General features: G+C 68.5%; 18 protein-coding genes and 1 other RNA gene. 2 read left to right on the plus strand and 17 right to left on the minus strand.

The window, feature by feature from the left end; all coding sequences use genetic code 11:
• Positions 1-6: 6 nt before the first annotated feature.
• The 13 genes from J0J01_RS14810 to J0J01_RS14870 form a co-directional block, all read right to left on the minus strand.
• The gene (locus J0J01_RS14810; protein ID WP_296381843.1) at positions 7-936 is read right to left on the minus strand and encodes a D-alanine--D-alanine ligase; all 930 of its coding nucleotides are present in this window, start codon (positions 934-936) and stop codon (positions 7-9) included.
• Positions 933-1850, minus strand: a complete 918-nt coding sequence (murB, locus tag J0J01_RS14815) for a UDP-N-acetylmuramate dehydrogenase (protein WP_296381845.1) — start codon at positions 1848-1850, stop codon at positions 933-935. The genes J0J01_RS14810 and murB overlap by 4 nt, the downstream gene beginning before the upstream one ends.
• Entirely contained in the window at positions 1847-3316 is a 1470-nt protein-coding gene (gene murC / locus J0J01_RS14820; RefSeq protein ID WP_296381847.1) for a UDP-N-acetylmuramate--L-alanine ligase, read from the minus strand. The genes murB and murC overlap by 4 nt, the downstream gene beginning before the upstream one ends.
• Positions 3313-4407 carry an undecaprenyldiphospho-muramoylpentapeptide beta-N-acetylglucosaminyltransferase gene (gene murG, locus J0J01_RS14825; protein ID WP_296381849.1) on the minus strand — a complete coding sequence of 365 codons (1095 nt, stop codon included), beginning with the start codon at positions 4405-4407 and terminating at the stop codon, positions 3313-3315. The genes murC and murG overlap by 4 nt, the downstream gene beginning before the upstream one ends.
• Positions 4407-5534: a putative peptidoglycan glycosyltransferase FtsW gene (locus tag J0J01_RS14830; protein WP_296381851.1), complete on the minus strand. Its 1128-nt coding sequence runs from the start codon at positions 5532-5534 to the stop codon at positions 4407-4409. Before J0J01_RS14830 ends, murG begins: the two co-directional genes overlap by 1 nt.
• Positions 5531-6919, minus strand: a complete 1389-nt coding sequence (gene murD / locus J0J01_RS14835) for a UDP-N-acetylmuramoyl-L-alanine--D-glutamate ligase (protein ID WP_296381853.1) — start codon at positions 6917-6919, stop codon at positions 5531-5533. The genes J0J01_RS14830 and murD overlap by 4 nt, the downstream gene beginning before the upstream one ends.
• Before the next feature lie 2 nt (positions 6920-6921).
• Positions 6922-8013 carry a phospho-N-acetylmuramoyl-pentapeptide-transferase gene (mraY, locus tag J0J01_RS14840; RefSeq protein ID WP_296381854.1) on the minus strand — a complete coding sequence of 364 codons (1092 nt, stop codon included), beginning with the start codon at positions 8011-8013 and terminating at the stop codon, positions 6922-6924.
• Between the two features lie 3 nt (positions 8014-8016).
• Complete coding sequence (gene murF / locus J0J01_RS14845) at positions 8017-9435, minus strand: UDP-N-acetylmuramoyl-tripeptide--D-alanyl-D-alanine ligase (protein WP_296381856.1); 1419 nt, start codon at positions 9433-9435, stop codon at positions 8017-8019.
• The gene (locus J0J01_RS14850; RefSeq protein ID WP_296381859.1) at positions 9436-10884 is read right to left on the minus strand and encodes a UDP-N-acetylmuramoyl-L-alanyl-D-glutamate--2,6-diaminopimelate ligase; all 1449 of its coding nucleotides are present in this window, start codon (positions 10882-10884) and stop codon (positions 9436-9438) included.
• A gap of 4 nt (positions 10885-10888) precedes the next feature.
• Positions 10889-12622, minus strand: coding sequence for a penicillin-binding protein 2 (locus J0J01_RS14855; protein WP_296381860.1), 1734 nt, complete (start codon positions 12620-12622; stop codon positions 10889-10891).
• Positions 12623-12720: 98 nt separating this feature from the next.
• Positions 12721-13308 carry a hypothetical protein gene (locus tag J0J01_RS14860; protein ID WP_296381862.1) on the minus strand — a complete coding sequence of 196 codons (588 nt, stop codon included), beginning with the start codon at positions 13306-13308 and terminating at the stop codon, positions 12721-12723.
• Positions 13305-14234 carry a 16S rRNA (cytosine(1402)-N(4))-methyltransferase RsmH gene (gene rsmH, locus J0J01_RS14865; RefSeq protein ID WP_296381864.1) on the minus strand — a complete coding sequence of 310 codons (930 nt, stop codon included), beginning with the start codon at positions 14232-14234 and terminating at the stop codon, positions 13305-13307. The genes J0J01_RS14860 and rsmH overlap by 4 nt, the downstream gene beginning before the upstream one ends.
• Entirely contained in the window at positions 14231-14710 is a 480-nt protein-coding gene (locus J0J01_RS14870; RefSeq protein WP_296381866.1) for a hypothetical protein, read from the minus strand. The genes rsmH and J0J01_RS14870 overlap by 4 nt, the downstream gene beginning before the upstream one ends.
• 308 nt (positions 14711-15018) lie before the next feature.
• Between J0J01_RS14870 and J0J01_RS14875 the strand changes: the two genes are divergently transcribed.
• Complete coding sequence (locus J0J01_RS14875) at positions 15019-15804, plus strand: acyl-CoA desaturase (protein WP_296381868.1); 786 nt, start codon at positions 15019-15021, stop codon at positions 15802-15804.
• A 32-nt stretch (positions 15805-15836) separates the two neighbouring features.
• On the opposite strand, the gene rnpB is transcribed toward J0J01_RS14875, so the two are convergent.
• From rnpB to J0J01_RS14895, 4 genes are all read right to left on the minus strand, one after another.
• Positions 15837-16239: RNase P RNA component class A (gene rnpB, locus J0J01_RS14880), an RNA gene on the minus strand.
• 13 nt (positions 16240-16252) lie between these two features.
• Positions 16253-16942 carry an N-acetylmuramoyl-L-alanine amidase gene (locus tag J0J01_RS14885; protein WP_296381870.1) on the minus strand — a complete coding sequence of 230 codons (690 nt, stop codon included), beginning with the start codon at positions 16940-16942 and terminating at the stop codon, positions 16253-16255.
• A 15-nt stretch (positions 16943-16957) separates the two neighbouring features.
• Positions 16958-17728 carry a TerB family tellurite resistance protein gene (locus tag J0J01_RS14890; RefSeq protein ID WP_296381872.1) on the minus strand — a complete coding sequence of 257 codons (771 nt, stop codon included), beginning with the start codon at positions 17726-17728 and terminating at the stop codon, positions 16958-16960.
• Between the two features lie 23 nt (positions 17729-17751).
• The gene (locus tag J0J01_RS14895; protein ID WP_296381874.1) at positions 17752-18483 is read right to left on the minus strand and encodes a sulfite exporter TauE/SafE family protein; all 732 of its coding nucleotides are present in this window, start codon (positions 18481-18483) and stop codon (positions 17752-17754) included.
• Positions 18484-18584: 101 nt separating this feature from the next.
• Between J0J01_RS14895 and uvrB the strand changes: the two genes are divergently transcribed.
• Entirely contained in the window at positions 18585-20738 is a 2154-nt protein-coding gene (uvrB, locus tag J0J01_RS14900) for an excinuclease ABC subunit UvrB (RefSeq protein WP_296382327.1), read from the plus strand.
• The last annotated feature ends 4 nt before the right edge of the window (positions 20739-20742 follow it).

The following is a 20742-nucleotide window of genomic DNA, read 5'->3' on the forward strand; positions in this document are numbered from 1 at the left end:
TCTCGCTCATGAGGGCCGCCGCGCATGCTCGACCATCCAGGTCATGAGCTGCGACCACGAGATGCCCGCCCATTTGGCCTGCTCGGGCGCCAGCGACAAGGGCGTCATGCCGGGCTGGGTGTTGAGCTCGAGCACGACCAGGCCGTCGGTGCCGGGCTTGCTATCGTCCCAGCGCAGGTCGGCGCGCGTGAGGCCGGTGCAGCCCAGCGCCTGATGCGCCATCAGCGCCCATTCCTTGGCCTTTTCGTAGACCTCGGCCGGGATCGGCGCGGGCACCAGATGCTCGGTGACGCCATCGGTGTACTTGGCTTCGTAGTCGTAGAAGCGGGTGCGTGGGCGCAGCTCGGTCACCGCGACGGCCTTGTCGGCCATGATCGCAACGGTGAGCTCGCGACCGGGCACGAACTGCTCGATCAGGACTCTCTCACCGAACTGCGCTTCAGCCGCTTCCACGACGGACAGATTATCGCCTTCGCGAACGATGTGCACGCCGACACTCGATCCCTGGTCGATCGGCTTCACGACATAAGGCCGCGGCATCGGATCGCCCGATGCAAGAGAGCGCCGCTCGACGACCTTGCCGAGCGCGACGCGGATGCCGATCGAGGTGAAGACGTGCCGCGCCATCGGCTTGTCCATGGCGATCGCCGAGGCGAGCACGCCGGAATGCGTATAAGGCACCGCCAGGATCTCGAGCACGCCCTGGATGCAGCCATCCTCGCCGTACTTGCCGTGCATTGCGTTGAACACGACATCGGGTCCGCCGCCGCCGGCCGGCCGCAGGAAATCGACCAGCGCCCGCAGGTCGCGCTTCACGTCATACTCGATGACCGTGTGGCCGCCGTCGCGCAAGCCCTCGGCGCAGGCCTTGCCGCTGACCAGCGAGACCTCGCGCTCGGGCGACCAGCCGCCCATCAGCACCGCGACCGTGGTCATTTCTTCTTCCCGAGGCGGCGGATTTCCCACTGCAGCAGGACGTCGGACTGCTTGAAGACGCGGCTGCGCACTTCCTCGCCCAGCGACTCGATGTCGGCCGCCGTGGCGTCGCCAAGATTGATCAGAAAGTTGCAATGCTTCTCGGAGACCTGGGCGTCGCCGATGCGCAGGCCGCGGCAGTCGGCGCGGTCGATCAGCTCCCACGCCTTGAGGTTCGGCGGGTTCGCGAAGGTCGAGCCGCCGGTGCGGCTGCGCGGCTGGGTCTCGGCCCGCGCCGAATCGATCTCGGCGATGCGCTGCGCGATGGTCACCTGGTCGCCCGGCGTCGCGCGCAATCTAGCCGACGTAAAAATCCAGTCTTCCGGCGCCTTGCTGTGGCGGTAGCTGAGGCCGAGCTCGGCCGGCGTCACGGTGCGGATGGCACCCTTGCGATCGACGGCCTCGGCCGAGATCAGCACGTCCACCAACTCGCTGCCATAGGCGCCGGCATTGGTCGGGAAGGCGCCGCCGATCGTGCCGGGGATGCCGCTCAGGAACTCCAGCCCCGCCAGCGAATGATCGCGCGCGGTCAGGGCGACGTTGAGGTCGAGCGCGCCGGCGCCGGCCACGACCTCCGTCCCTTCAACCGCGATGCCGGTGAAGCCGCGCATCAGACGGATCACCACACCTTTGATGCCGCCGTCGCGCACCAGCAGGTTGGAGCCCACGCCCAGCACCGTCACCGGAACATCGGCCGGCAAGGCCTTGAGAAACGCCGCCAAATCCTCGGCGTCGGCCGGCCGAAACAGGATCTCGGCCGGACCGCCGGTGCGGAACCAGGTCTGCGCGCCGAGCGGCGCATCGGCCGTCAGTCGGCCACGCGGCTTGACCAGCCGGTCGATCAGATGCGCATGGGACGATTCGAGCGCCATCATGCCGCGGTCCCGGGATCGTTGCCGTTGGCAATCGCGCGCGGACCGGCCTGCTCGGACGCGATCTGCTGCAACTGGCCCGGCAGCGCGTGCGCCCAGGCCGTAATGTTGCCGGCGCCAAGGCAGACGACAACATCGCCGGGCCGTGCGATTTGCCAGATCAACCCCGGCAGCTCGCCCGGGCTCTGCAGTGCGTGCACGTCGCGATGGCCGGCCTTGCTCACCAGGCCGACCAGCATGTCGCGATTGACGCCCTCGATCGGCGCCTCGCCGGCGGCATAGACGTCGGCAACCAGAACAGTGTCGGCATCGACAAAGCACGCCGCGAACTCGTTCTTGAGCGAGCCAAGGCGCGTGTAGCGGTGCGGCTGCATGACGGCGATCACGCGACCGGTGCCGCCATAGCTCTGGCGCGCGGCGCGCAGGGTGGCGGCGATCTCCACCGGATGGTGGCCGTAGTCGTCGATCACGGTGATGCCGTGCGCCTCGCCGGTCTTGGTGAAGCGGCGCTTCACGCCGGCGAAGCCCGACAGGGCCCGGCGGATGGTCTCGTCGGGCAGGCCCATCTCGGCGGCCACGGCGACGGCGGCCAGCGCGTTCAGGACATTGTGCTGACCGAACATCGGCAGGCGCAAGTCGACGATGGTGCGCGAGCTGTTGGTGGCGCGGTTGGCGACCTGGACGTCGAAGTCGGCGCCGCCGCGGTCGAGCTTGAGGTTGAGCGCACGGACGTCGGCGTTCACCCCCAGGCCGTAGGTGACGATGCGCCGGTCGGCGACCCGCGGGATCAGCGCCTGGACCTCGGGATGGTCGGCGCACAGTACGGCGAAGCCGTAGAACGGGATGTTTTCCACAAAGCGGACGAAGGCGTCGCGCAGGGCGTCGAAGGTGCCGTAGTGGTCGAGATGCTCGGGATCGACGTTGGTGACGATGGCGATGGTCGCCGGCAGGCGCAGGAACGAGCCATCGGATTCGTCCGATTCGACCACCATCCAGTCGCCGCTGCCGATCCGGGCGTTGGTGCCGTAGGCGTTGATGATGCCGCCGTTGATCACCGTCGGGTCGAGCCCGCCGGCGTCGAGCATCGAGGCGACCATCGAGGTCGTGGTGGTCTTGCCGTGCGTGCCGCCGACCGCGATCGACCATTTGAGCCGCATCAGCTCGCCCAGCATCTCGGCGCGGCGCACCACCGGCACGAAGCGGGCGCGCGCCGCCAGGACCTCGGGATTGTCCTTCTTGACGGCCGACGAGACGACGATGACCTGGGCGTTGCCGACATTGTCGGCGCGATGACCGATATGGACCTTGATCCCGAGATCGGCGAGACGGCGCGTGTTGGCGCCGTCGGCGAGGTCGCTGCCCTGCACCTTGTAGCCGAGATTGTGCAGGACCTCGGCGATGCCCGACATGCCGATGCCGCCGATACCGACGAAATGGATGAGACCGATATCCAGCGGTAGCGCCCTCATGCGGCGACTCCTATGACCAAATCTGCAAGACGTGACGCAGCATCCGGCCGGCCGGCGGCGCGCGCGGCGGCAGCCATGACGGACATGCGCTCGGGCGCCTCGAACAGCGCGCGAAGATGGCCGGCGAGAGCCGGCGCGGTGAATTCGGCATGCGGGATGACGATGCAGGCGCCGGCGGCCTCGAAGGCGCGGGCGTTGGCGGTCTGATGGTCGTCCGCGGCGTAGGGATAAGGAACCAGGATCGAGGGCCGGCCGATGGTGGCGAGCTCGGCGACCGTCGAGGCGCCGGAGCGGCCGATCACCAGGTGCGCGCCGGCGAGCCGCTGCGGCAGGTCGGCGAAGAACGGCGCCAGCTCGGCCACGATGTTGGCCTTCTCGTAGCGGGCGCGGACCTTTTCGAGATCCTCGGGCCGGCACTGCTGCACGATGCGCAACCGCGCCCGCATGGCCTGCGGCAGCGACAGGATCGCCTCGGGAATGACCTGGCTGAACGACGCGGCACCCTGGCTGCCGCCGAACGCCAGCAGGTCGATCACGCGATCCGGGCCGGGCGCGCGATAGGTGCTGCCGCGCAGGGCGCGGACCGGCTCGCGCACCGGATTGCCGACCAGATACGCGCGGTCGTCGACGAAGCGCGTGCGGGCAAAGGAGGTCGCGACCTTGGACACGCCGCCCAACACCAGGCGATTGGCCCTGCCCAGCACGGCGTTCTGCTCGTGCACCATCGCCGGCATGCGGCGCAGGCGGGCCGCGATCATGGTGGGGACGGACGCGTAGCCGCCGAAACCCACCACCGCGGCGGGAGAGAGGCGGCCGAGCGCGCGCCAGGCGTCGAACAGGCCGAGGCCAAGCAGCAGCAGCGCCTGCAGGCGCTTCGCCAGCGAGCCTGAGGGGCTGGCGGAATGGATGTAGTGGATCGGCCGGCGCGCCAGCGCGCCCTGCCATTGCCGGCCGCGCGAATCGGTGACCAGCGCGAACGGCACGCCGCGCGCCTCGAGCTCGCCCGCCAGCGCCTCGGCGGGGAACACATGCCCGCCGGTGCCGCCGGTCGCCAGGACGACTAGCTTGGAGATGGGCGGGCGTTCGGCCATCACACCGCCTCTCTGAGGCCGGCATGCTCGCGGGTCAACGACAGCATCATGCCGACGCAGATCGCCATCGCCAGCGCCGACGAGCCGCCATAGGAGATGAACGGCAGGGTCATGCCCTTGGCGGGGATGAGCTGGATGGTCGAGGCCATGTTGATCGCCGCCTGCAGGCCGAACTGCACGCCGAGGCCGGTGCCGGCCAGGGTGATGAACAGGCTGGTCTCCTTGGAGGCGCGCGACAGCGCCCGCAGGGTGACGAAGGCGAACAGGGCCAGGATCAGCAGGCAGACGATGAGGCCGAACTCCTCGCCCGCCACCGCCATCACGAAGTCGGTGTGGGCGTCGGGGAGCTGCGCCTTGACGGTGCCCTCGCCCGGGCCGCGGCCGAACAGCGAGCCGTTCTGGAAGGCCTCGAGCGCGGTGTTGACCTGGTAGTTGTCGCCCGACGACGGGTCGAGGAAGCGGTCGAAGCGGCTGCGCACGTGGTTGAAGGTGAAGTAGGCACCGACCATCGCCGCCGCGCCGCCGAGCACGCCGAAGCCCGCCACCCACATCGGCAGGCCGACGACGAAGAGCTGCGCCGCCCACACCGCGGCGACGACGATGCTCATGCCGAGGTCGGGCTGCAGGATCAGCAGCCCCAGCACGCCGCCGACCAGCAGGGTGCAGAGGAAGTAGCCCGGCATGCGCCGCTCGACCCGGCTCTGCGCCAGCAGCCAGGCCGAGATCACCGCCAGGCTGGGCTTCACGAACTCCGACGGCTGCACGCTCGACAGGCCCGGAACCGAGATCCAGCGCCGCGCGCCCTTGATCTCGACGCCGATCACGAAGGTCGCGGCGAGCAGCACGACGCTGCCGCAGAACACCAGCAGCGCCAGTCGCCGGATATGACGCGGCGAGGCGAGCGAGATGCCGAGCATCAAGGCCAGCGCCAGAGGCAGGAACAGGAACTGGCGCTTGGCGAACATGAAGGAGTCGGCGCCGATGCGTTCGGCCGCCGGCGGCGACGCCGCCAAGGTCAGCATCACGCCGAACGCCATGATCGCCAGGATCGCACCGAGCGCCCAGCGGTCGACCGTCCACCACCATTGCCCGATCAGGCTGCGGTCGTCGCGCGGAACCTGGATCATGCCGCTCTCCCCACCGTCTCGGCGCCCGGCAGGGCGCGCGCCATCGCGCGAAAGGCATCGCCGCGATGCTCATAGCTCTTCCACTGGTCCCACGAGGCGCAGGCCGGCGACAGCAGCACCACCGCGGGCTCAGTCGCCTCGGCTTGCGCGCGGGCGTGAGCGGCGTTCAGCGCCGACTGCAGGTCGCCGCAGCGCTCGAACGGCAGCTTGCCCGCGAGCTGGGTCGCGAACAGGTCGGAGGCCTCGCCGATCAGGAAGGCATGGCGGATACGGTCGAAGTATGGTTCGAGCGGTGCCACGCCGCCCTCCTTCGCCTGGCCGCCGATGATCCAGTAGATGTTGCGGTAGGACGAGAGCGCACGCGCCGCGGCATCGGCGTTGGTCGCCTTGCTGTCGTTGACGTAGGTCACCCTGCCCAGCGCCGCGACCCGCTCCTGGCGGTGCGGCAGGCCGGGATAGCTCTCGAGTCCGCCAAGGATCGCCTCGCGCCCGATCTGCAGCCAGCGGCAGGCCGCCCAGGCGCAGGCCGCATTCTGCGCGTTGTGATCGCCCGGCAGGGTGGCGACGTTGGCGAAGTTGGCGAGATAGCCGTCGGCATCGATCAGCGTGCCGGCACGGAACGAGATGCCCGCGGCGATCGGCCGATCGAGCGCCACCGGCACGGCGCCGATGCGCGGCCGCTTGGACACCTTGTCGAACATGGCGCGCGAATAGTCGTCGTCGACGCCCATCACGGCGCAGTCGCCCTCGCGCTGGCGATCGAAGATGTGCTCCTTGGCGGCGACATAGCCCGCCATGTCGCCGTGGCGATCGATATGGTCGGGCGTGATGTTGAGCCACACCGCGACATGGGCGCGGAAGGTCGCGAGCAATTCGAGCTGGTAGGACGAGAGCTCCAGCACGTAGATGCCGTCGCGGCCGAGCGGCGCCAGGTCGAGCGCGCCGCGGCCAATATTGCCGCCAACCTCGCAGGCCGCGCCGGCCTTCTCGAGGATGTGGCCGATCAGCGCCGTGGTGGTCGACTTGCCGTTGGTGCCGGTGACGGCGACATAGCGGTTATTCGGCTGGGCACGGGCCAGCAATTCGACGTCGCAGATCAGCGGCTTGCCGGCCGCGCGCGCCGCAGCGGCCACCGGGTGCGGCTTGGGCAGCAGGTTGGGAATGCCGGGGCTGATGACCAGCGCGGTGACCTTGCTCCAGTCGATGGTGGCGGGCTCGACCAGCTTGGCGCCGATCTTCGCAGCCTGATCGCGCGACGCCTCGTTGTCGTCCCAGGCGACGCAGTCGATCCCCGCGGCCACCAGGGCGCGCACCGTGGTCAGCCCGGAGCGCGCCAGCCCCAGCACCACGTACGACGAACCCTCGAGGACGGAGAGATCGATCATCGCTACCTCAGCTTGAGGGTGGCGAGGCCCACCATCGAGAGGATGGCGGCGATGATCCAGAAGCGGAAGACGATGGTGGGCTCCGCCCAGCCCTTCTGCTCGAAGTGATGATGCAGCGGCGCCATCCGGAAGATGCGCTTGCCGGTCAGCTTGAAGGACATCACCTGCACGATCACCGACACGGTCTCGAGCACGAACAGGCCGCCGACGATCGCCAGCACGATCTCGTGCTTGGTGACGACCGCGACGCCACCCAGCGCGCCGCCGATCGACAGCGAGCCGGTGTCGCCCATGAACACCATGGCGGGCGGTGCGTTGAACCACAGGAAGCCCAGCCCCGCGCCGACCAGCGCCGACAGCAGCACCGCGAGCTCGCCGGCGCGCGGCACGTGATGGACGTAGAGGTAGTTGGTGTAGATCACGTTGCCGACGACATAGGTGATCAGCGCGAACACGCCGGCCGCCATGATCACCGGCCCGATCGCCAGGCCGTCGAGGCCGTCGGTCAGGTTGACGGCATTGGACGTGCCGACGATGACCACGACCGAGAACAGCAAAAAGCCGACGATGCCCAGCGGCACCAGCACATCCTTCAGGAACGGCAGCGCGAGAGTGTAACGCAGGCCGGGCGGCGAGCCCTGGGCGATGAACCAGGCGGCAACGCCCGCGATCACCACGGCCAGCACGAACTTGGTCCTGCCGGGCACGCCCTTGGGATTGCGCTTGGTGACCTTCAGGAAATCGTCCCACAGGCCGATCGCGCCGAACGTCACGGTGATGCCGAGCACGCACCAGACGTAGCGGTTGGTGAGGTCGGCCCACAGCAGCGTCGCCACCGACAGCGCGATCAGGATCAACAGGCCGCCCATGGTCGGCGTGCCCTTCTTGGTGACGATGTGCGTCGCCGGGCCATCCTCGCGGATCGGCTGGCCATGGCCCTGCTTGCTGCGCAGCCAGCGGATCAGGGCGCCGCCGATCAGGAAGCTCAAGATGAGCGCCGTCAGGAACGCCGCGATCGAGCGGAACGTCAGGTAGCGGAACAGGTTGAATGGGCTGAAGACGTCGGCCAGCGGGTAGACGAGATTGTAAAGCATCCTTCAGCGTCCGGTTTCGCCGTCGCTTGCCGCCAGCACGGCATCGACGACAACTTTCATTTTTGAGCCCAGCGAGCCCTTGATCGCGATCACGTCTCCCGCCTTCAACGCCTTCGCGACCTCTCCCGCCAATGCAGCCGAATCCGGCCGGTGAACCCCCTTCTGCGCCGCGGCCAGCTTGTGCCACAGCGCCTCCATGTGCGGGCCGCACAGGAAGACCTGTGCCGCCCCGCTCGCCGCGACTGCGTCGGCCAGCCCGGCATGCAGCGCATCGGCGTGCTCGCCGAGCTCGCGCATGTCGCCCATCACCAGCAGGCGACGGCCGCCCGGCGCGGTCTCGGTCCGCGCCAGCACCGCCAGCATCGCCCGCATCGACGCGGGGTTGGCGTTGTAGCTCTCGTCCAGCAGCTCGACTTTTCCAGCCTCGCTCCCTTGGCCGAATTTGAGCCACCGCCTTGCGCCGCGTCCCGGCGACGCCTTGACCTCGGCGAGCGTCGCCGCGGCCTTGGCTGTTTCGGCGCCGAGCGCCTCGGCGACGGCCAGCGCCGCCAGGCTGTTCAGCACCCAGTGTTCGCCCGCCGCTCCGAGGCGATACTCGATCCGCCTGTTACCGATCAAGGCTTGGACGTCGCTGCCCGAATCCTGCAGGTCGCACGCGAGGAGCCGCGCATGGGCTTCGGCGTGCCGGCCGAAGCCGACGATCGTCTCGACCCCGAACTTGCGCGCATGGCGCACCAGCCGGTCGTAGTGGCGATTGTCGCGGTTGAGCACGGCCACGGCGCCCGGGCGCATGCCGGCGAACAGGCAGGCCTTCTCGTCGGCAATCGCCTCCTCGCTGCCCATGTGACCAATATGTGCCGCCTCGACGTTGGTGATCACGCCGACATCGGCCTCGACCTGGCGGGCCAGCGGCTCGATCTCGCCGGGATGGTTCATGCCGATCTCGAAAACGCCGTAGCGTGCCTCGCGCGACAGCCGGGCGAGGCTGATCGGCACGCCGACATGGTTGTTGTAGGAGGCCGCACTGGCCACGGTCGGCGCCTGGGCCGACAGGATGGCGCGGAGCGCGTCCTTGGTGCTGGTCTTGCCGACCGAGCCGGTGACGGACGCGATGCGCGCGCCGCTCCGGACACGGCCGGCGCGGCCGAGATCGACCAGCGCTTTCATGGTGTCCGGAACACGGATCAGGTTGCCGGAGGCGCCGGGCACATCGCGCGAGACGACGGCAGCGGCAGCCCTGCGCGACAGGGCTTCGGTGACGTACTGATGGCCGTCCGTCGTCTCGCCGGCCAGCGCGAAGAAGATGTCGCCTTTGCCGACGGCGCGGCTGTCGAAGGTGACGCCGGTCGCTTCGAACGCACCGGACATCGCGATCGGCGACAAGGCCTTCGCCACTTCGTCGGAGGTCCAGAGCGCGCTCACTTAAGCACCTTCGGAGGGGCGGGCGAGCTCCCGCGCCACCTCGGCGTCGTCGAAGGGATGGGTCACGCCCTTGATGGTCTGGCCGGCCTCGTGGCCCTTGCCGGCGATCAGCAGCAGGTCGTCCGCGGAGGTGAGCGCCGCCATGCCCTGCTCGATCGCGGCGTGGCGATCGGTACGGATCTCGGCCCAGTTCTTCCGATCGGCGGGGATGCCACGCACGATCTCGGCACGGATCGCTTCGGGCTCCTCGCTGCGCGGATTGTCGTCGGTAACTAGGGTGAAGTCGGCCAGGCGCGTCGCGATTTCGCCCATCACCGGCCGCTTGCCACGGTCGCGGTCGCCGCCGCAGCCGAACACCACGACCAGCTTGCCCCTGGCGAACGGCCGCAAGGTCGCCAGCACGGTCTCCAGCGCCTCGGGCTTGTGGGCGTAGTCGACATAGACCGGCGCGCCGCTCCTGTGGCGCGCCACGAGCTGCAGCCGGCCCGGTGCGCCGGTCAGCGTGCCCAGCGCCGCGACTGCACGCGCCGCATCGCCGCCGGTTGCGACGACGAGACCGAGGGCGGCCAAAGCGTTCGAGGCCTGGAAGCCGCCGACCAGCGGCAGCTCGACCTCATGGCGCGTGCCCAGCACTTCGACGACCAGATGCTGGCCGTTCGGCGTCGGCTGGTCGCGCAGCAGCCGCAGCTCGCGGCCCTTGGCGCCGTAGGTCCAGAAGCGCACGCCGCGCCGCGCGCAGATTTCCCCAAGCTGCGCCGCGCGGTCGCTGTCGGCGTTCACGACGGCGGTGCCGTTCGCCGGCAGCAGCGTCTCGAACAGCCGTGCCTTGGCCGCGAAGTACGCATCCATCGTCGGGTGATAGTCGAGATGCTCGTGCGTCAGGTTGGTGAAGGCCGCGGCCGAGAGCTTGAGGCCGTCGAGCCGGTGCTGGTCGAGACCGTGGCTCGACGCCTCGATCGCGAGATGGGTCACGCCCTCGCGTGCCAAGGTCGCGAGATCGGCATGGAGCTGTACCGGGTCGGGCGTGGTCAGGCCGGCCTCGCGGGTGAAGCCGGGCGAGACGATGCCGAGCGTGCCGACGCTGGCCGCCTCGAGCCCGAGGGTCGCCCAGATGTGGCGCACGAAGTGAACGGTCGAGCTCTTGCCGTTGGTGCCCGTGACGGCGGCGATGGTCGTGGGCTGCACGCCGGCGAAGGTCGCGGCCATCAGGGCGATGCGGCGGCGCGGATTGTCGTCGCGCAGCACGACGATGCCCTGGGAGAGCGGCGGCAGGACGGCGTCGGACGCGGCCAGGATCGCGGTGGCGCCACGCTCCAGCGCATCGCTGACGAAGGTGGCGCCGTCGGCCTTGGAACCGGTCAATGCGGCGAAGAGGAAACCGGGCTGAACCTTGCGGGAGTCGAGGGTCAGGCCGGCCACCTCCAGATCGTGTGGCAAGGCGCGGCCCATGAGCTCACTCAGCCGCAACGTGGCGCACTCCGCCGGAAACCGGTCGCGCGGACAGGGCCTTGCGCTCGACCCCGCGGCCGCGGCTGACCGCGGTGACCACCGGCGCCTCGGGCAGCCTCGCCGAAGCGATCGGCATCGATGCGATCTCCAGCGGCGTCTGGCTCCAGTCGCCGGGCAGGATGCCGTAGAGGGCGATGATGTTCTCGATGATCGTCTTGACGCTGGGCGCGGAGACCATGCCGCCGGTGGCGTAGCCGCCGGTCTCCTTGGTGCCGTGCGGTTCGTCGAGCGACACGAGGACGAGGAACTTGGGCTCGCTCATCGGAAACATGCCAACAAACGAACTGATTAGGGCTTTTTGGCGGTAGCCGCCGCGACTGGCCTTTTCCGCCGTGCCGGTCTTGCCGCCGACCTCGTAGTTCTTGACGTCGGCGTTCTTGCCGGTGCCCTCAACGGCGTTCAATCGCAGCAGCTGGCGCATGTACTGGGAGGTCTTGGCCTGGATGACGCGCTTGCCGGCCTCGCCCCCGGCGGTGCGCTTCACGAAGCTCGGCTGGTATAGGACGCCACCGTTGACCATGGCAGCCGAACCGATCGCCAGATGCAGCGGCGTCACCGAGATGCCGTGGCCGTAAGCGATGGTCATGGTGTTGATGCGCACCCAGTGGCGCGGCCACAGCGGTGCCGCCAGCTCGGGAAGCTGGGTGGTCAGCGGCTTCAGGAACCCGATCTTGTCGAAGAAGGCCTTCTGCGCCTCCGGCCCCATGACGTCGGCCGCCATCTTGGCCGAGCCAATGTTGGACGAGTACTTGAAGATCTCGGGCACCGTCAGCGGCCGGCGCTGCGGATGGTCGTCGTTGATCGTGAAGCGATCGATCTTGATCGGCGAGGTCGCGTCGAAGACGCTGGTCATCGTCACCTTGCCGCTGTCGAGCGCCATCGCGGTGTTGAAGATCTTGAAGGTCGAGCCCTGCTCGTAGACGCCGAGCGTCGCGCGGTTGAACAAGGCCTCGTTGGTTATCGTCTTGGCCTTGTTGGCGTCGTAGGTCGGCAGCGACGCCATGGCGAGGATCTCGCCGTTGGTCACGTCCATCACGATCGCGGTGGCGCCGATCGCCGAGAACTTCTGCACCGCCTTGGCGATCTCGTCCTCGACCATGCGCTGCAGGCGCAGATCGATCGAGAGCTGCACCATCTCGCCGCTCTGCAGGCGCTGGTCGAAGTAGCGCTCGACGCCGGCGAGGCCGGAATTGTCGATGCTGTCGTAGCCCACGATGTGCGCGCCGGTCGAGCCCTGCGGATAGATGCGCCGCTCCTCGGCCTGGAACTCGAGGCCGGGGATGCCGAGGCGGTTGACCAGGAAATGCTCGCGTGGGGAGAGGCCGCGCTTGATCCAGACGAAGCTCTTGTCGGCCTCGAGCTTCTCCTTCATGTCCTCGTACTTGAACTCGGGCAGCACCGCGACGATCTTGCGTGCCGCCTCCGGCGGGTCGAGCAGCAGGTGCGGATTGACGAAGGCCGACATCACCGGCACCGAGGTCGCCAGCACCACGCCGTTGCGGTCGACGATGTCGGCGCGCTCCGACTGGATGGCGCCTCCGCGCGCCGCCATGCGCTGCGTCGGCTCGGTACTGTCGCGCATCAGCGACACCCACGACATACGCAGCGCGACTGCGCAGAACACCATCGCAAACAGGGCCGAGGCCACGACCAGGCGCTGGCGTGCAAGCTCCTGCACGTCGCCCTTGAGTCGCTCCTTTTCGGACCCGTAACGCGCGCCGGCCGCCGCGGGGGACGCGGCGGCCGGTTCGGGCTGGCCAGATTTTCGCCACAGCCTCACCGACGTTCCCCTTCCTTACGTGAGAGGATTTCGTCGATGGATGTTGCGGCGACCTGGCCGTCGCCAACCGGACCCGTTGTTGCCGGCTCTTGAATCAAAGCCGGTCGAGGGGGCGTCGTGGGTCCGGTCGTTATGCGCCCTGAAGAGGGTGCGGAGGCCGGCGAGGGGCTGCCGGCCTCCGCGGAGACGCGACCACCACCGGGCAAGCTCGACGAGGGGACGTCGCTGCCCGTTCGTGGGGGGGAAGGAAGTGGTGAGTCGCGCCTTTGCTGATTCTGATTCGCTTGCAGGTTCGGTTGCGGGTTGCTCGTCTCCGGTTTGAGCATGTCGAGCCGGGCGACCTGCTTGATCCCGGCCTGCTCGAGCTTGAGATACTTCTGCGCCAGCTTCTCGATGCGCTCGGCCTCGTTGAGATGCGCCCACTCGACCTTGAGGATGTGGGTCGCCTGCTGGCTGGTGATGATCTTCTGGTTGGTGCGGTCGATCTGCTCCTCGAGGTCCTGCACCTTGTACTTGACCCCGAACAGGCCCACCGCCGTGGCGACGGCGGCGATCGACCAGAACAGGAGGCCGCGATGGATCATGCGGTCACCTTCTCGGCGACGCGCAGCCGCGCCGAGCGCGCCCGCGGATTGGCGGAGACTTCTTCCTGCGACGGCGACACCGGCTTGCGCGTCACCTCGCGCAGGGTCGCGGCCTGCTCGGCGGCGCGCGGCGGCGCATGGCGCGACGGCGACGGCGTGCGGCCGGCATGGGAACGCACGAAATCCTTGACCGCGCGGTCCTCCAGCGAATGGAAGGACACCACGGCGAGACGGCCGCCCGGCGCCAGCACCTGCTCGGCCGCGACGAGACCGCGTTCGAGCTCGCCCAGCTCGTCGTTCACCGCAATGCGCAGAGCCTGGAAGGCGCGCGTCGCCGGATCGCTCTCGTCCTTGGCCGAGGGGCCGACGGCGCGGCGCACGATCTCGGCGAGCTCTCCGGTGGTCTCGATGCGCTTGTCGCGGCGACGCTCGACGATCGCCTTCGCGACGCGGCGGCTCTTCCGCTCCTCGCCGTAGCGCCACAGGATGTCGGCCAGCTCCTTCTCGTCGCTGTCGTTGACGAGGTCGGCGGCCGACGGGCCATTCTTCTCCATGCGCATGTCGAGCGGGCCGGAGGCGCGGAAGGAGAAGCCGCGCTCGGCCTGGTCGAACTGCATCGACGAGACGCCAAGATCGAGGGCCACGCCGTCGACTGCCGACACGCCTTCGGCACTCAACAGCTGCTCCATGTCTCCGAAGCGGCCCTCGATCAGGCGCAGGCGCGGCGCATAACGCTGGACCAGCGCCTCGCCTGCGGAAATCGCGTCGGGATCGCGGTCGATCGCAATCACCTCGCAGGCAGCACGATCGAGGATCGCGGCGGTGTAGCCGCCGCCGCCGAACGTGCCGTCGACATAGCGGCCGCCGTCGCGCGGCTGCAGCGCGTCGACCACCTCGGTGAGCATCACGGGGACATGACCGCTCATGCGTCGCCTCCCGTGAGGCCGCGCACGAAGGCTTCCATCTTGGCGCGGTCGGCGTCGCGGCGGGCCTGCCAGCGCTTGGGATTCCACAGTTGGAACTTGTCGCCCTTGCCGACCAGCATCACGCCGTCCTCGATCTCGAGGACCTGCGCGAACTCGGCCGGCATGGTGAAGCGTCCATCGGGCTCGAGCGGGATGGTGCGGGCCGACGCCGAGAGATAACCCGCCGGATCGAACGCCTCGTCGTCGAGCGCCACCTTGAGCGAGCCCTTGGGGCCGAGAGCTTCGGCGCGCAGACGATCGAGCATGCCATCGAAGCCGGCGCGGGAATTGCCGTTCACGACACCAGGCACGTTGGGCGAGTGGTAGAGCACGAAGGCACCGCGATCGTCGGAAGGCAGCTCGTCACGGAAGGCGGCGGGCAGCAGGGCTCGTCCTTTTTTGTCCAGCTTGATCAGGATTTCGGACCGGAATGCCACCGGGCCTCTCCCCTTGATCCCGCCGTCGGTGCCCCACGCCCCGCGTCCATCGGGATGATATGGGATAGCATGGGATTTTCAGGGATGCAATGATCAAGCCCGGGAATCGCGCTGGAATCTGAGGGAGTTACGCACAGGACTTATTGTGCGCCGTTGACGAAACTGCGCAAGGTCTAGTGGGTAGGGCGTGATATAGAAAGATGGGAAGAATCGCCCCAAATGCCGGCCCTGCAGTGTTTTCGGTTTCCCACGCGCGTGGGAAACAGCGTAGCGTCCCGGGATGGGGGTGCGGGCAGGCGTTGAACGGAATGGCGGCCGCGGCAGAGACTCCGGTCCGCGGAACCGTTCGCTGGGCGCCGGCGAAGTCTCTCTGGATCGGCGGCATGGCGGCGGGCGCCGGGCTTGCGCCATTTTGCGCCTCCTGGGACGCGGCCATCCTCTTCCTCGCCACCACGGCGGTCACCTTGTGCTTCGGGCACTCGGTCGGCATGGACCGGCGGCTGATCCATCGCAGCTTCGCCTGCCCGCTCTGGCTCGAGCGGCTCTCCGTCTATCTCGGCACGCTGGTCGGCATGGCCGGCCCGATCGGCATGGTCCGCCAGCACGACCTGCGGGACTGGGCGCAGCGGCAGGCCGATTGCCACGACTATCTCCGTCATCGTCGCGGCTTCTGGCAGGACGCTGGTGGCAGCTCCATTGCGAGCTGGCGCTCGACCATCCGCCGGCCTTCACGCCCGAGCCTGCGATCTCGCGCGACCGCTTCTATGCGTTCGTCGAACGCACCTGGATGGCGCAGCAACTGCCTGCGCATCGCCGTGTCGGTCACCGGCCACTGGCTGGTCGGCCACTTCGCGCATCGCCGCGGCGGGCAACACTGGATTGTCGAAGGCACGGCAGCGCAGGGCTACGACATTGCGGTCGCCGGGCTGATCAGCATGGGCGAGAGCTGGCATAACAATCACCACGCCTTTCCCGGCTCGGCGAAGGCTCTTCCCCGGCCAGGTCGATCCCGGCTGGTGGCTGATCAAGACATTCGAAGCGCTCGGCCTCGTACGGGACATCAAGCTGCCCAGCGACCTCCCTGCAAGACTTGAGCTGCGATCGTGTCGCCTCATCGCGGAATGAAAGGGTCAGACGGCCTGTAAGCCGGGTTCTGTCCACGCCCTCCCAAGCGAACCTGGGCGAGCGATGGATGGCCATTCCTCTGGGACGCCCGTTGCCGAGCGCCTCGCGCGACCGACCCGGGCGGCGGCGCGGAAACACCGCTTGCCGGTTGCCCGGCGTGCCGCCCCTATTTGGTCTTGCTCCCGGTGGGGTTTGCCGTGCCGCTTGCGTTACCGCTCGCGCGGTGGGCTCTTACCCCACCGTTTCACCCTTACCTCGCTGGCGAACCAGCTTGGCGGTCTGTTCTCTGTGGCACTTTCCCTGGGGTCGCCCCCGCCGGCCGTTAGCCGGCACCGTGTCTCCGTGGAGCCCGGACTTTCCTCACCCCGCGGTTGCCCGCGAAGCGCAGCCATCCAGCCGTCTGACCCGCAGGCTTGACTAGAGCGCTCCCCCCAGCGGGTCAAGCAGGCCGGCCAGCAAGGTCCGCGTCTCGGGGTCGGCCATGCCGTCGACTCTGGCCGGGCGGAAGTGGCGCTGGAAGGCCTTTACGATCTCCCGCGGCGGGACGGCGATCGGCGGCGCGTAGCCGTAGCGTCGCAGGGCGGCATGGAGGTCCCCGTCGAGCGGCCGCCCGCCGGCCCTTGGCCACAGCCCGATGCCGGCGTCCGCCAGCGTCTTCCAGGGGAAGCGCCGGCCGGGATCGATCTTGCGCTGCGGGGCGATGTCGGAATGGCCGACGACGTTGCGCGGCTCGATCGCGGGATGACGCGCGAGGACATCGCGGCAGAGCTCGATCAGCGCCGCGATCTGCGTCGCCGGATAGTCGTGCCGGTCGCCGTGCAGGTTCACGATCTCGATGCCGATCGACGTGGCGTTCAGCGCCTCTCGGCCGCGCCATGACGAGCGGCCGGCGTGCCAGGCGGTGCGCTCCTCGGGCACCAGGCGATAGGCAGTGCCGTCCTCGGCCAGCACGTAGTGCGCGCTGACCCGGCCTTCGCGTTTGTCGTCGCTCAGGATGTCGAGCGAGGCCTGCAGCGGCAGCTCGGTGTAGTGCAGCACCAGGATGTCGACGATCGTCCCCTCGGGCCGCGGCGCTGAATTGGGCGACGGCCGATCGACGATGTTCATGAGCGAGGGGTCACGTCAGGCGGCTTCCAGTCCGCGCTGCCGGCGCAGGCGGTCGTAGGCGTCGTTGATCAGCGCGAGCTTGCGGTTGGCGACCCGGATCGCCTCCTCGGGCAGGCCCTGCGCGATCAGCCGGTCGGGATGATGCGCCTTGACCTGGCGCAGCCATGCCTCGCGGATCTGCTCGTCGGTCGCCAGCGGATCGATGCCCAGCACGATGCACGGCTCGCACTCGGCGACGCCAAGCGCGGCGGCGCGCGCCCGCTCGAAGCGCTCGCCGCTGAGGCCGAAGATGGCCGCGACCTTGCCGAGGTACTCGGCCTCGGCGGCGCCGACCTTGCCGTCGGCCTTGGCGATGTCGAACAGACCCTCGAGCACGTTCTCCAGGATCTCGGGCGCGTCGGGGAACAGCGCGGCGACCTGCCGCGCATAAGGCTCGAAGCCCGCGGCATCGCGCTTGGCGAGGTCGAAGAAGCGCTCGACGTTCTTCTCCTCGCCCGGCGGCACCTGGAAGAACGAACGGAACGCCTCGACCTCGGAGCGCGTCACCTCGCCGTCGACCTTGGCAATCTTGGCGCCGAGCGCGATCACGCCGATGGTGAACGCGATCTCGCGCAGGCCCGGATGGTCGTTCGGATCGACCGGCGTGGCGACCGTCATGTCCGAACCGGCGCTCTGCTCGACGAACTGGTCGAGGGCATGGCCCGCCATCACGCCCAGCAATGCCGCGATCGGCCCGCCCAATGCGAAGCCCGCGGTGCCGCCCACGATCTTGCCCCAGATCTTCATGCCTGTTCGCTACCCGGCCCGCGTTACAGGATCAAGGACCCGATCGCCACCGCGACCAGAAGGCCGAGCGCGAGGCGGCGGTAAAAGGCCTCGCTGGCCAAGGGGAATAGCTTCTCGCCCAACAACCCGCCGGCCACCACAGCGGGTGTGAGGGAAAGTCCGAGAACGGCCGTGTCCCAATGCACCAGGCCGCGGCCGAGGAACACCAGCAGTGCCGCAAAATCGACAAAGACGAAGTAGGCCGTGAGATTGGCGCGCACCCGCGTCGCCGTCTCGTTACCGGCCAGGTAATAGAAGGCGATCGGCGGCCCGGCCATGCCGCTCAAACCATTGAGGAAGCCGCTGGTCGCGCCGATGCCCAGCGTCACCGGCGCGCGCCACTGGCCATGGAACCGCCAGCCACTCGCCAGCAGCGCCACCGCCGTCAGCACGATCGCCGAAATGGCCCAGCGCATCGGCTCGGGAGAAACCTGGGTGAGCACGAGGTTACCCGCGGGCGCGCCGATCACCGCCGCGATCATCAACAGCCCGATGCGCCGCCAGTCGACGTACTGGATGGCCCGCGGCAGCAACGGCAGGGCGACCGCGATCTCCAGCAGCAGACAGAGCGCAACGCCGATCCCGGGCCCGTAGAGGGCCGAGAAGACCGGGGTCATCACCATGGCGGCGCCAAAGCCCGCGAAGCCGCGCACCATGCCGGCCACGACCGCGACCACCGCCGCGGTCAGGAAGGAAACTGTCAGGAATTCAGGCATCAAAGGGGCGGCAGGCTAGCATTGCGGGGCAGTCTCCCGGCCCTCATATAATACGGCCCATGCCCTCGAAGAATTTGGCCGTTTCAGCCCAGCCGCTCGACATGCCGTACATCCAGCGGCGGCCGGTGCTCGAAGGCGTGACCCCCAGGCCGTTCAAGCTGGTCTCGGACTACGTGCCGGCCGGCGACCAGCCCGAGGCGATCCGCCAGCTCAAGGAAGGCGTGTCGGCCGGCGAGCGCGACCAGGTGCTGCTGGGCGTCACCGGCTCGGGCAAGACCTTCACCATGGCCAACGTGATCGCGTCGCAGACGCGGCCGGCGCTGGTGCTGGCGCCCAACAAGACGCTGGCGGCGCAGCTCTACGGCGAGATGAAGGGCTTCTTCCCGGACAACGCGGTCGAGTACTTCGTGTCGTACTACGACTACTACCAGCCCGAAGCCTACGTGCCGCGCACCGACACCTACATCGAGAAGGATTCGTCGATCAACGAGCAGATCGACCGCATGCGGCACTCGGCGACGCGGGCGCTGATGGAGCGCGACGACGTGATCATCGTCGCCTCGGTGTCGTGCATCTACGGCATCGGCCCGCTCGAGAACTACCAGGCGATGACCTTCCGCCTGCACAAGGGCCAGAAGATCGACCGCAGCTCGCTGCTGCGCCGCTTCGTCGAGCAGCAGTACAAGCGCAACGACAACGCCTTCCAGCGCGGCACCTTCCGGGTGCGCGGCGACACCATCGACCTGTTCCCGGCCCACTACGAGGACAAGGCCTGGCGCTTCGAGATGTTCGGCGACGAGATCGAATCGATCACCGAGTTCGATCCGCTGACCGGCGAGAAAGCCGTGACGCTGAACGACATCATCGTCTACGCCAACAGCCACTACGTGACGCCCAAGCCGACGATGAACAAGGCGATCGACCAGATCAAAACCGACCTCAAGCAGCGCTTGGCCGAGTTCAACCGCGCCGGCCGCCTGCTCGAGGCGCAGCGGCTGGAGCAGCGCACCCTGTTCGACATCGAGATGCTGGAGACCACCGGTGCCTGCGCCGGCATCGAGAACTATTCGCGCTACCTCACCGGCCGCAAGCCGGGCGAGCCGCCGCCGACCCTGTTCGAGTATTTCCCGACCAACTCGCTGCTGATCGTCGACGAGAGCCACGTCACGGTGCCGCAGATCGGCGGCATGTTCCGCGGCGACTTCAACCGCAAGAGCGTGCTCGCCGAGTTCGGCTTCCGCCTGCCCTCGGCGATCGACAACCGGCCGCTCAAGTTCGAGGAATGGGAGACGCTGCGCCCGCAGACCACCTTCGTCAGCGCCACGCCCGGCCCGTGGGAGATGGAGCGCACGCAAGGCGCCTTCATCGAGCAGGTGATCCGGCCGACCGGCCTGATCGATCCGGCGGTGATCGTGCGGCCGGTCGAGAAGCAGGTCGACGACCTGATCGCCGAGTGCAAGGACTGCGCGAAGAAGGCGCAGCGCGTGCTGGTCACCGTGCTGACCAAGCGCATGGCCGAGGACCTCGTCGAGTACCTGCACGAGGCTGGCATCCGCTGCCGCTACCTGCACTCCGACATCGACACCCTGGAGCGCATCGAGATCATCCGCGACCTGCGGCTCGGCGCGTTCGACGTGCTGGTCGGCATCAACCTGCTGCGCGAGGGCCTCGACATCCCCGAATGCGCGCTGGTAGCCATCCTCGACGCCGACAAGGAAGGCTTCCTGCGCTCGCCGACCTCGCTGGTGCAGACCATCGGCCGCGCCGCGCGCAACGTCGAGGGCCGGGTCATCCTCTACGCCGACAAGCTCACCGATTCGATCAAGTACGCCATGAGCGAGACCGATCGGCGGCGCGCCAAGCAGGTCGCCTACAACGAGGAGCATGGCATCACGCCGGCCTCGGTGAAGAAGAACATCGCCGAGATCCTGCAGTCGACCGCCGAGCGCGACCACTACACGATCGACACCGGCGTGTCGGGCGACGTGCACCTGGTCGGCCATAACCTGCGCACCCACATCGCCGAGCTCGAGAAGCGCATGCGCGACGCCGCCGCCAACCTCGAGTTCGAGGAAGCCGCGCGCATCCGCGACGAGATCCGGCGCCTCGAGGCCAACGAGCTCGAGCTGCCGGGTCAGGCGGCGAGCGCCAATGTCGGCGTCCATCTCGGCAAGATGCAGAACAGCCGCGTCTTCCGCGGCGTGCGCACCGGCTCGGGCGGCCGCGGCAAGCAGGCGCGGCGCAGCGGACGCTGAGAGC

The organism is Reyranella sp., from assembly GCF_017305915.1.
Classification (GTDB): domain Bacteria; phylum Pseudomonadota; class Alphaproteobacteria; order Reyranellales; family Reyranellaceae; genus Reyranella.

Coding starts and splice junctions, on each gene's coding strand:
- J0J01_RS14810 (WP_296381843.1), bottom strand. CDS start 936: ATGACCACGGTCGCGGTGCTGATGGGCGGCTGGTCGCCCGAGCGCGAG.
- murB (WP_296381845.1), bottom strand. CDS start 1,850: ATGATGGCGCTCGAATCGTCCCATGCGCATCTGATCGACCGGCTGGTC.
- murC (WP_296381847.1), bottom strand. CDS start 3,316: ATGAGGGCGCTACCGCTGGATATCGGTCTCATCCATTTCGTCGGTATC.
- murG (WP_296381849.1), bottom strand. CDS start 4,407: ATGGCCGAACGCCCGCCCATCTCCAAGCTAGTCGTCCTGGCGACCGGC.
- J0J01_RS14830 (WP_296381851.1), bottom strand. CDS start 5,534: ATGATCCAGGTTCCGCGCGACGACCGCAGCCTGATCGGGCAATGGTGG.
- murD (WP_296381853.1), bottom strand. CDS start 6,919: ATGATCGATCTCTCCGTCCTCGAGGGTTCGTCGTACGTGGTGCTGGGG.
- mraY (WP_296381854.1), bottom strand. CDS start 8,013: ATGCTTTACAATCTCGTCTACCCGCTGGCCGACGTCTTCAGCCCATTC.
- J0J01_RS14850 (WP_296381859.1), bottom strand. CDS start 10,884: ATGGGCCGCGCCTTGCCACACGATCTGGAGGTGGCCGGCCTGACCCTC.
- J0J01_RS14860 (WP_296381862.1), bottom strand. CDS start 13,308: ATGATCCATCGCGGCCTCCTGTTCTGGTCGATCGCCGCCGTCGCCACG.
- rsmH (WP_296381864.1), bottom strand. CDS start 14,234: ATGAGCGGTCATGTCCCCGTGATGCTCACCGAGGTGGTCGACGCGCTG.
- J0J01_RS14875 (WP_296381868.1), top strand. CDS start 15,019: ATGGCGGCCGCGGCAGAGACTCCGGTCCGCGGAACCGTTCGCTGGGCG.
- J0J01_RS14885 (WP_296381870.1), bottom strand. CDS start 16,942: ATGAACATCGTCGATCGGCCGTCGCCCAATTCAGCGCCGCGGCCCGAG.
- J0J01_RS14890 (WP_296381872.1), bottom strand. CDS start 17,728: ATGAAGATCTGGGGCAAGATCGTGGGCGGCACCGCGGGCTTCGCATTG.
- J0J01_RS14895 (WP_296381874.1), bottom strand. CDS start 18,483: ATGCCTGAATTCCTGACAGTTTCCTTCCTGACCGCGGCGGTGGTCGCG.
- uvrB (WP_296382327.1), top strand. CDS start 18,585: ATGCCGTACATCCAGCGGCGGCCGGTGCTCGAAGGCGTGACCCCCAGG.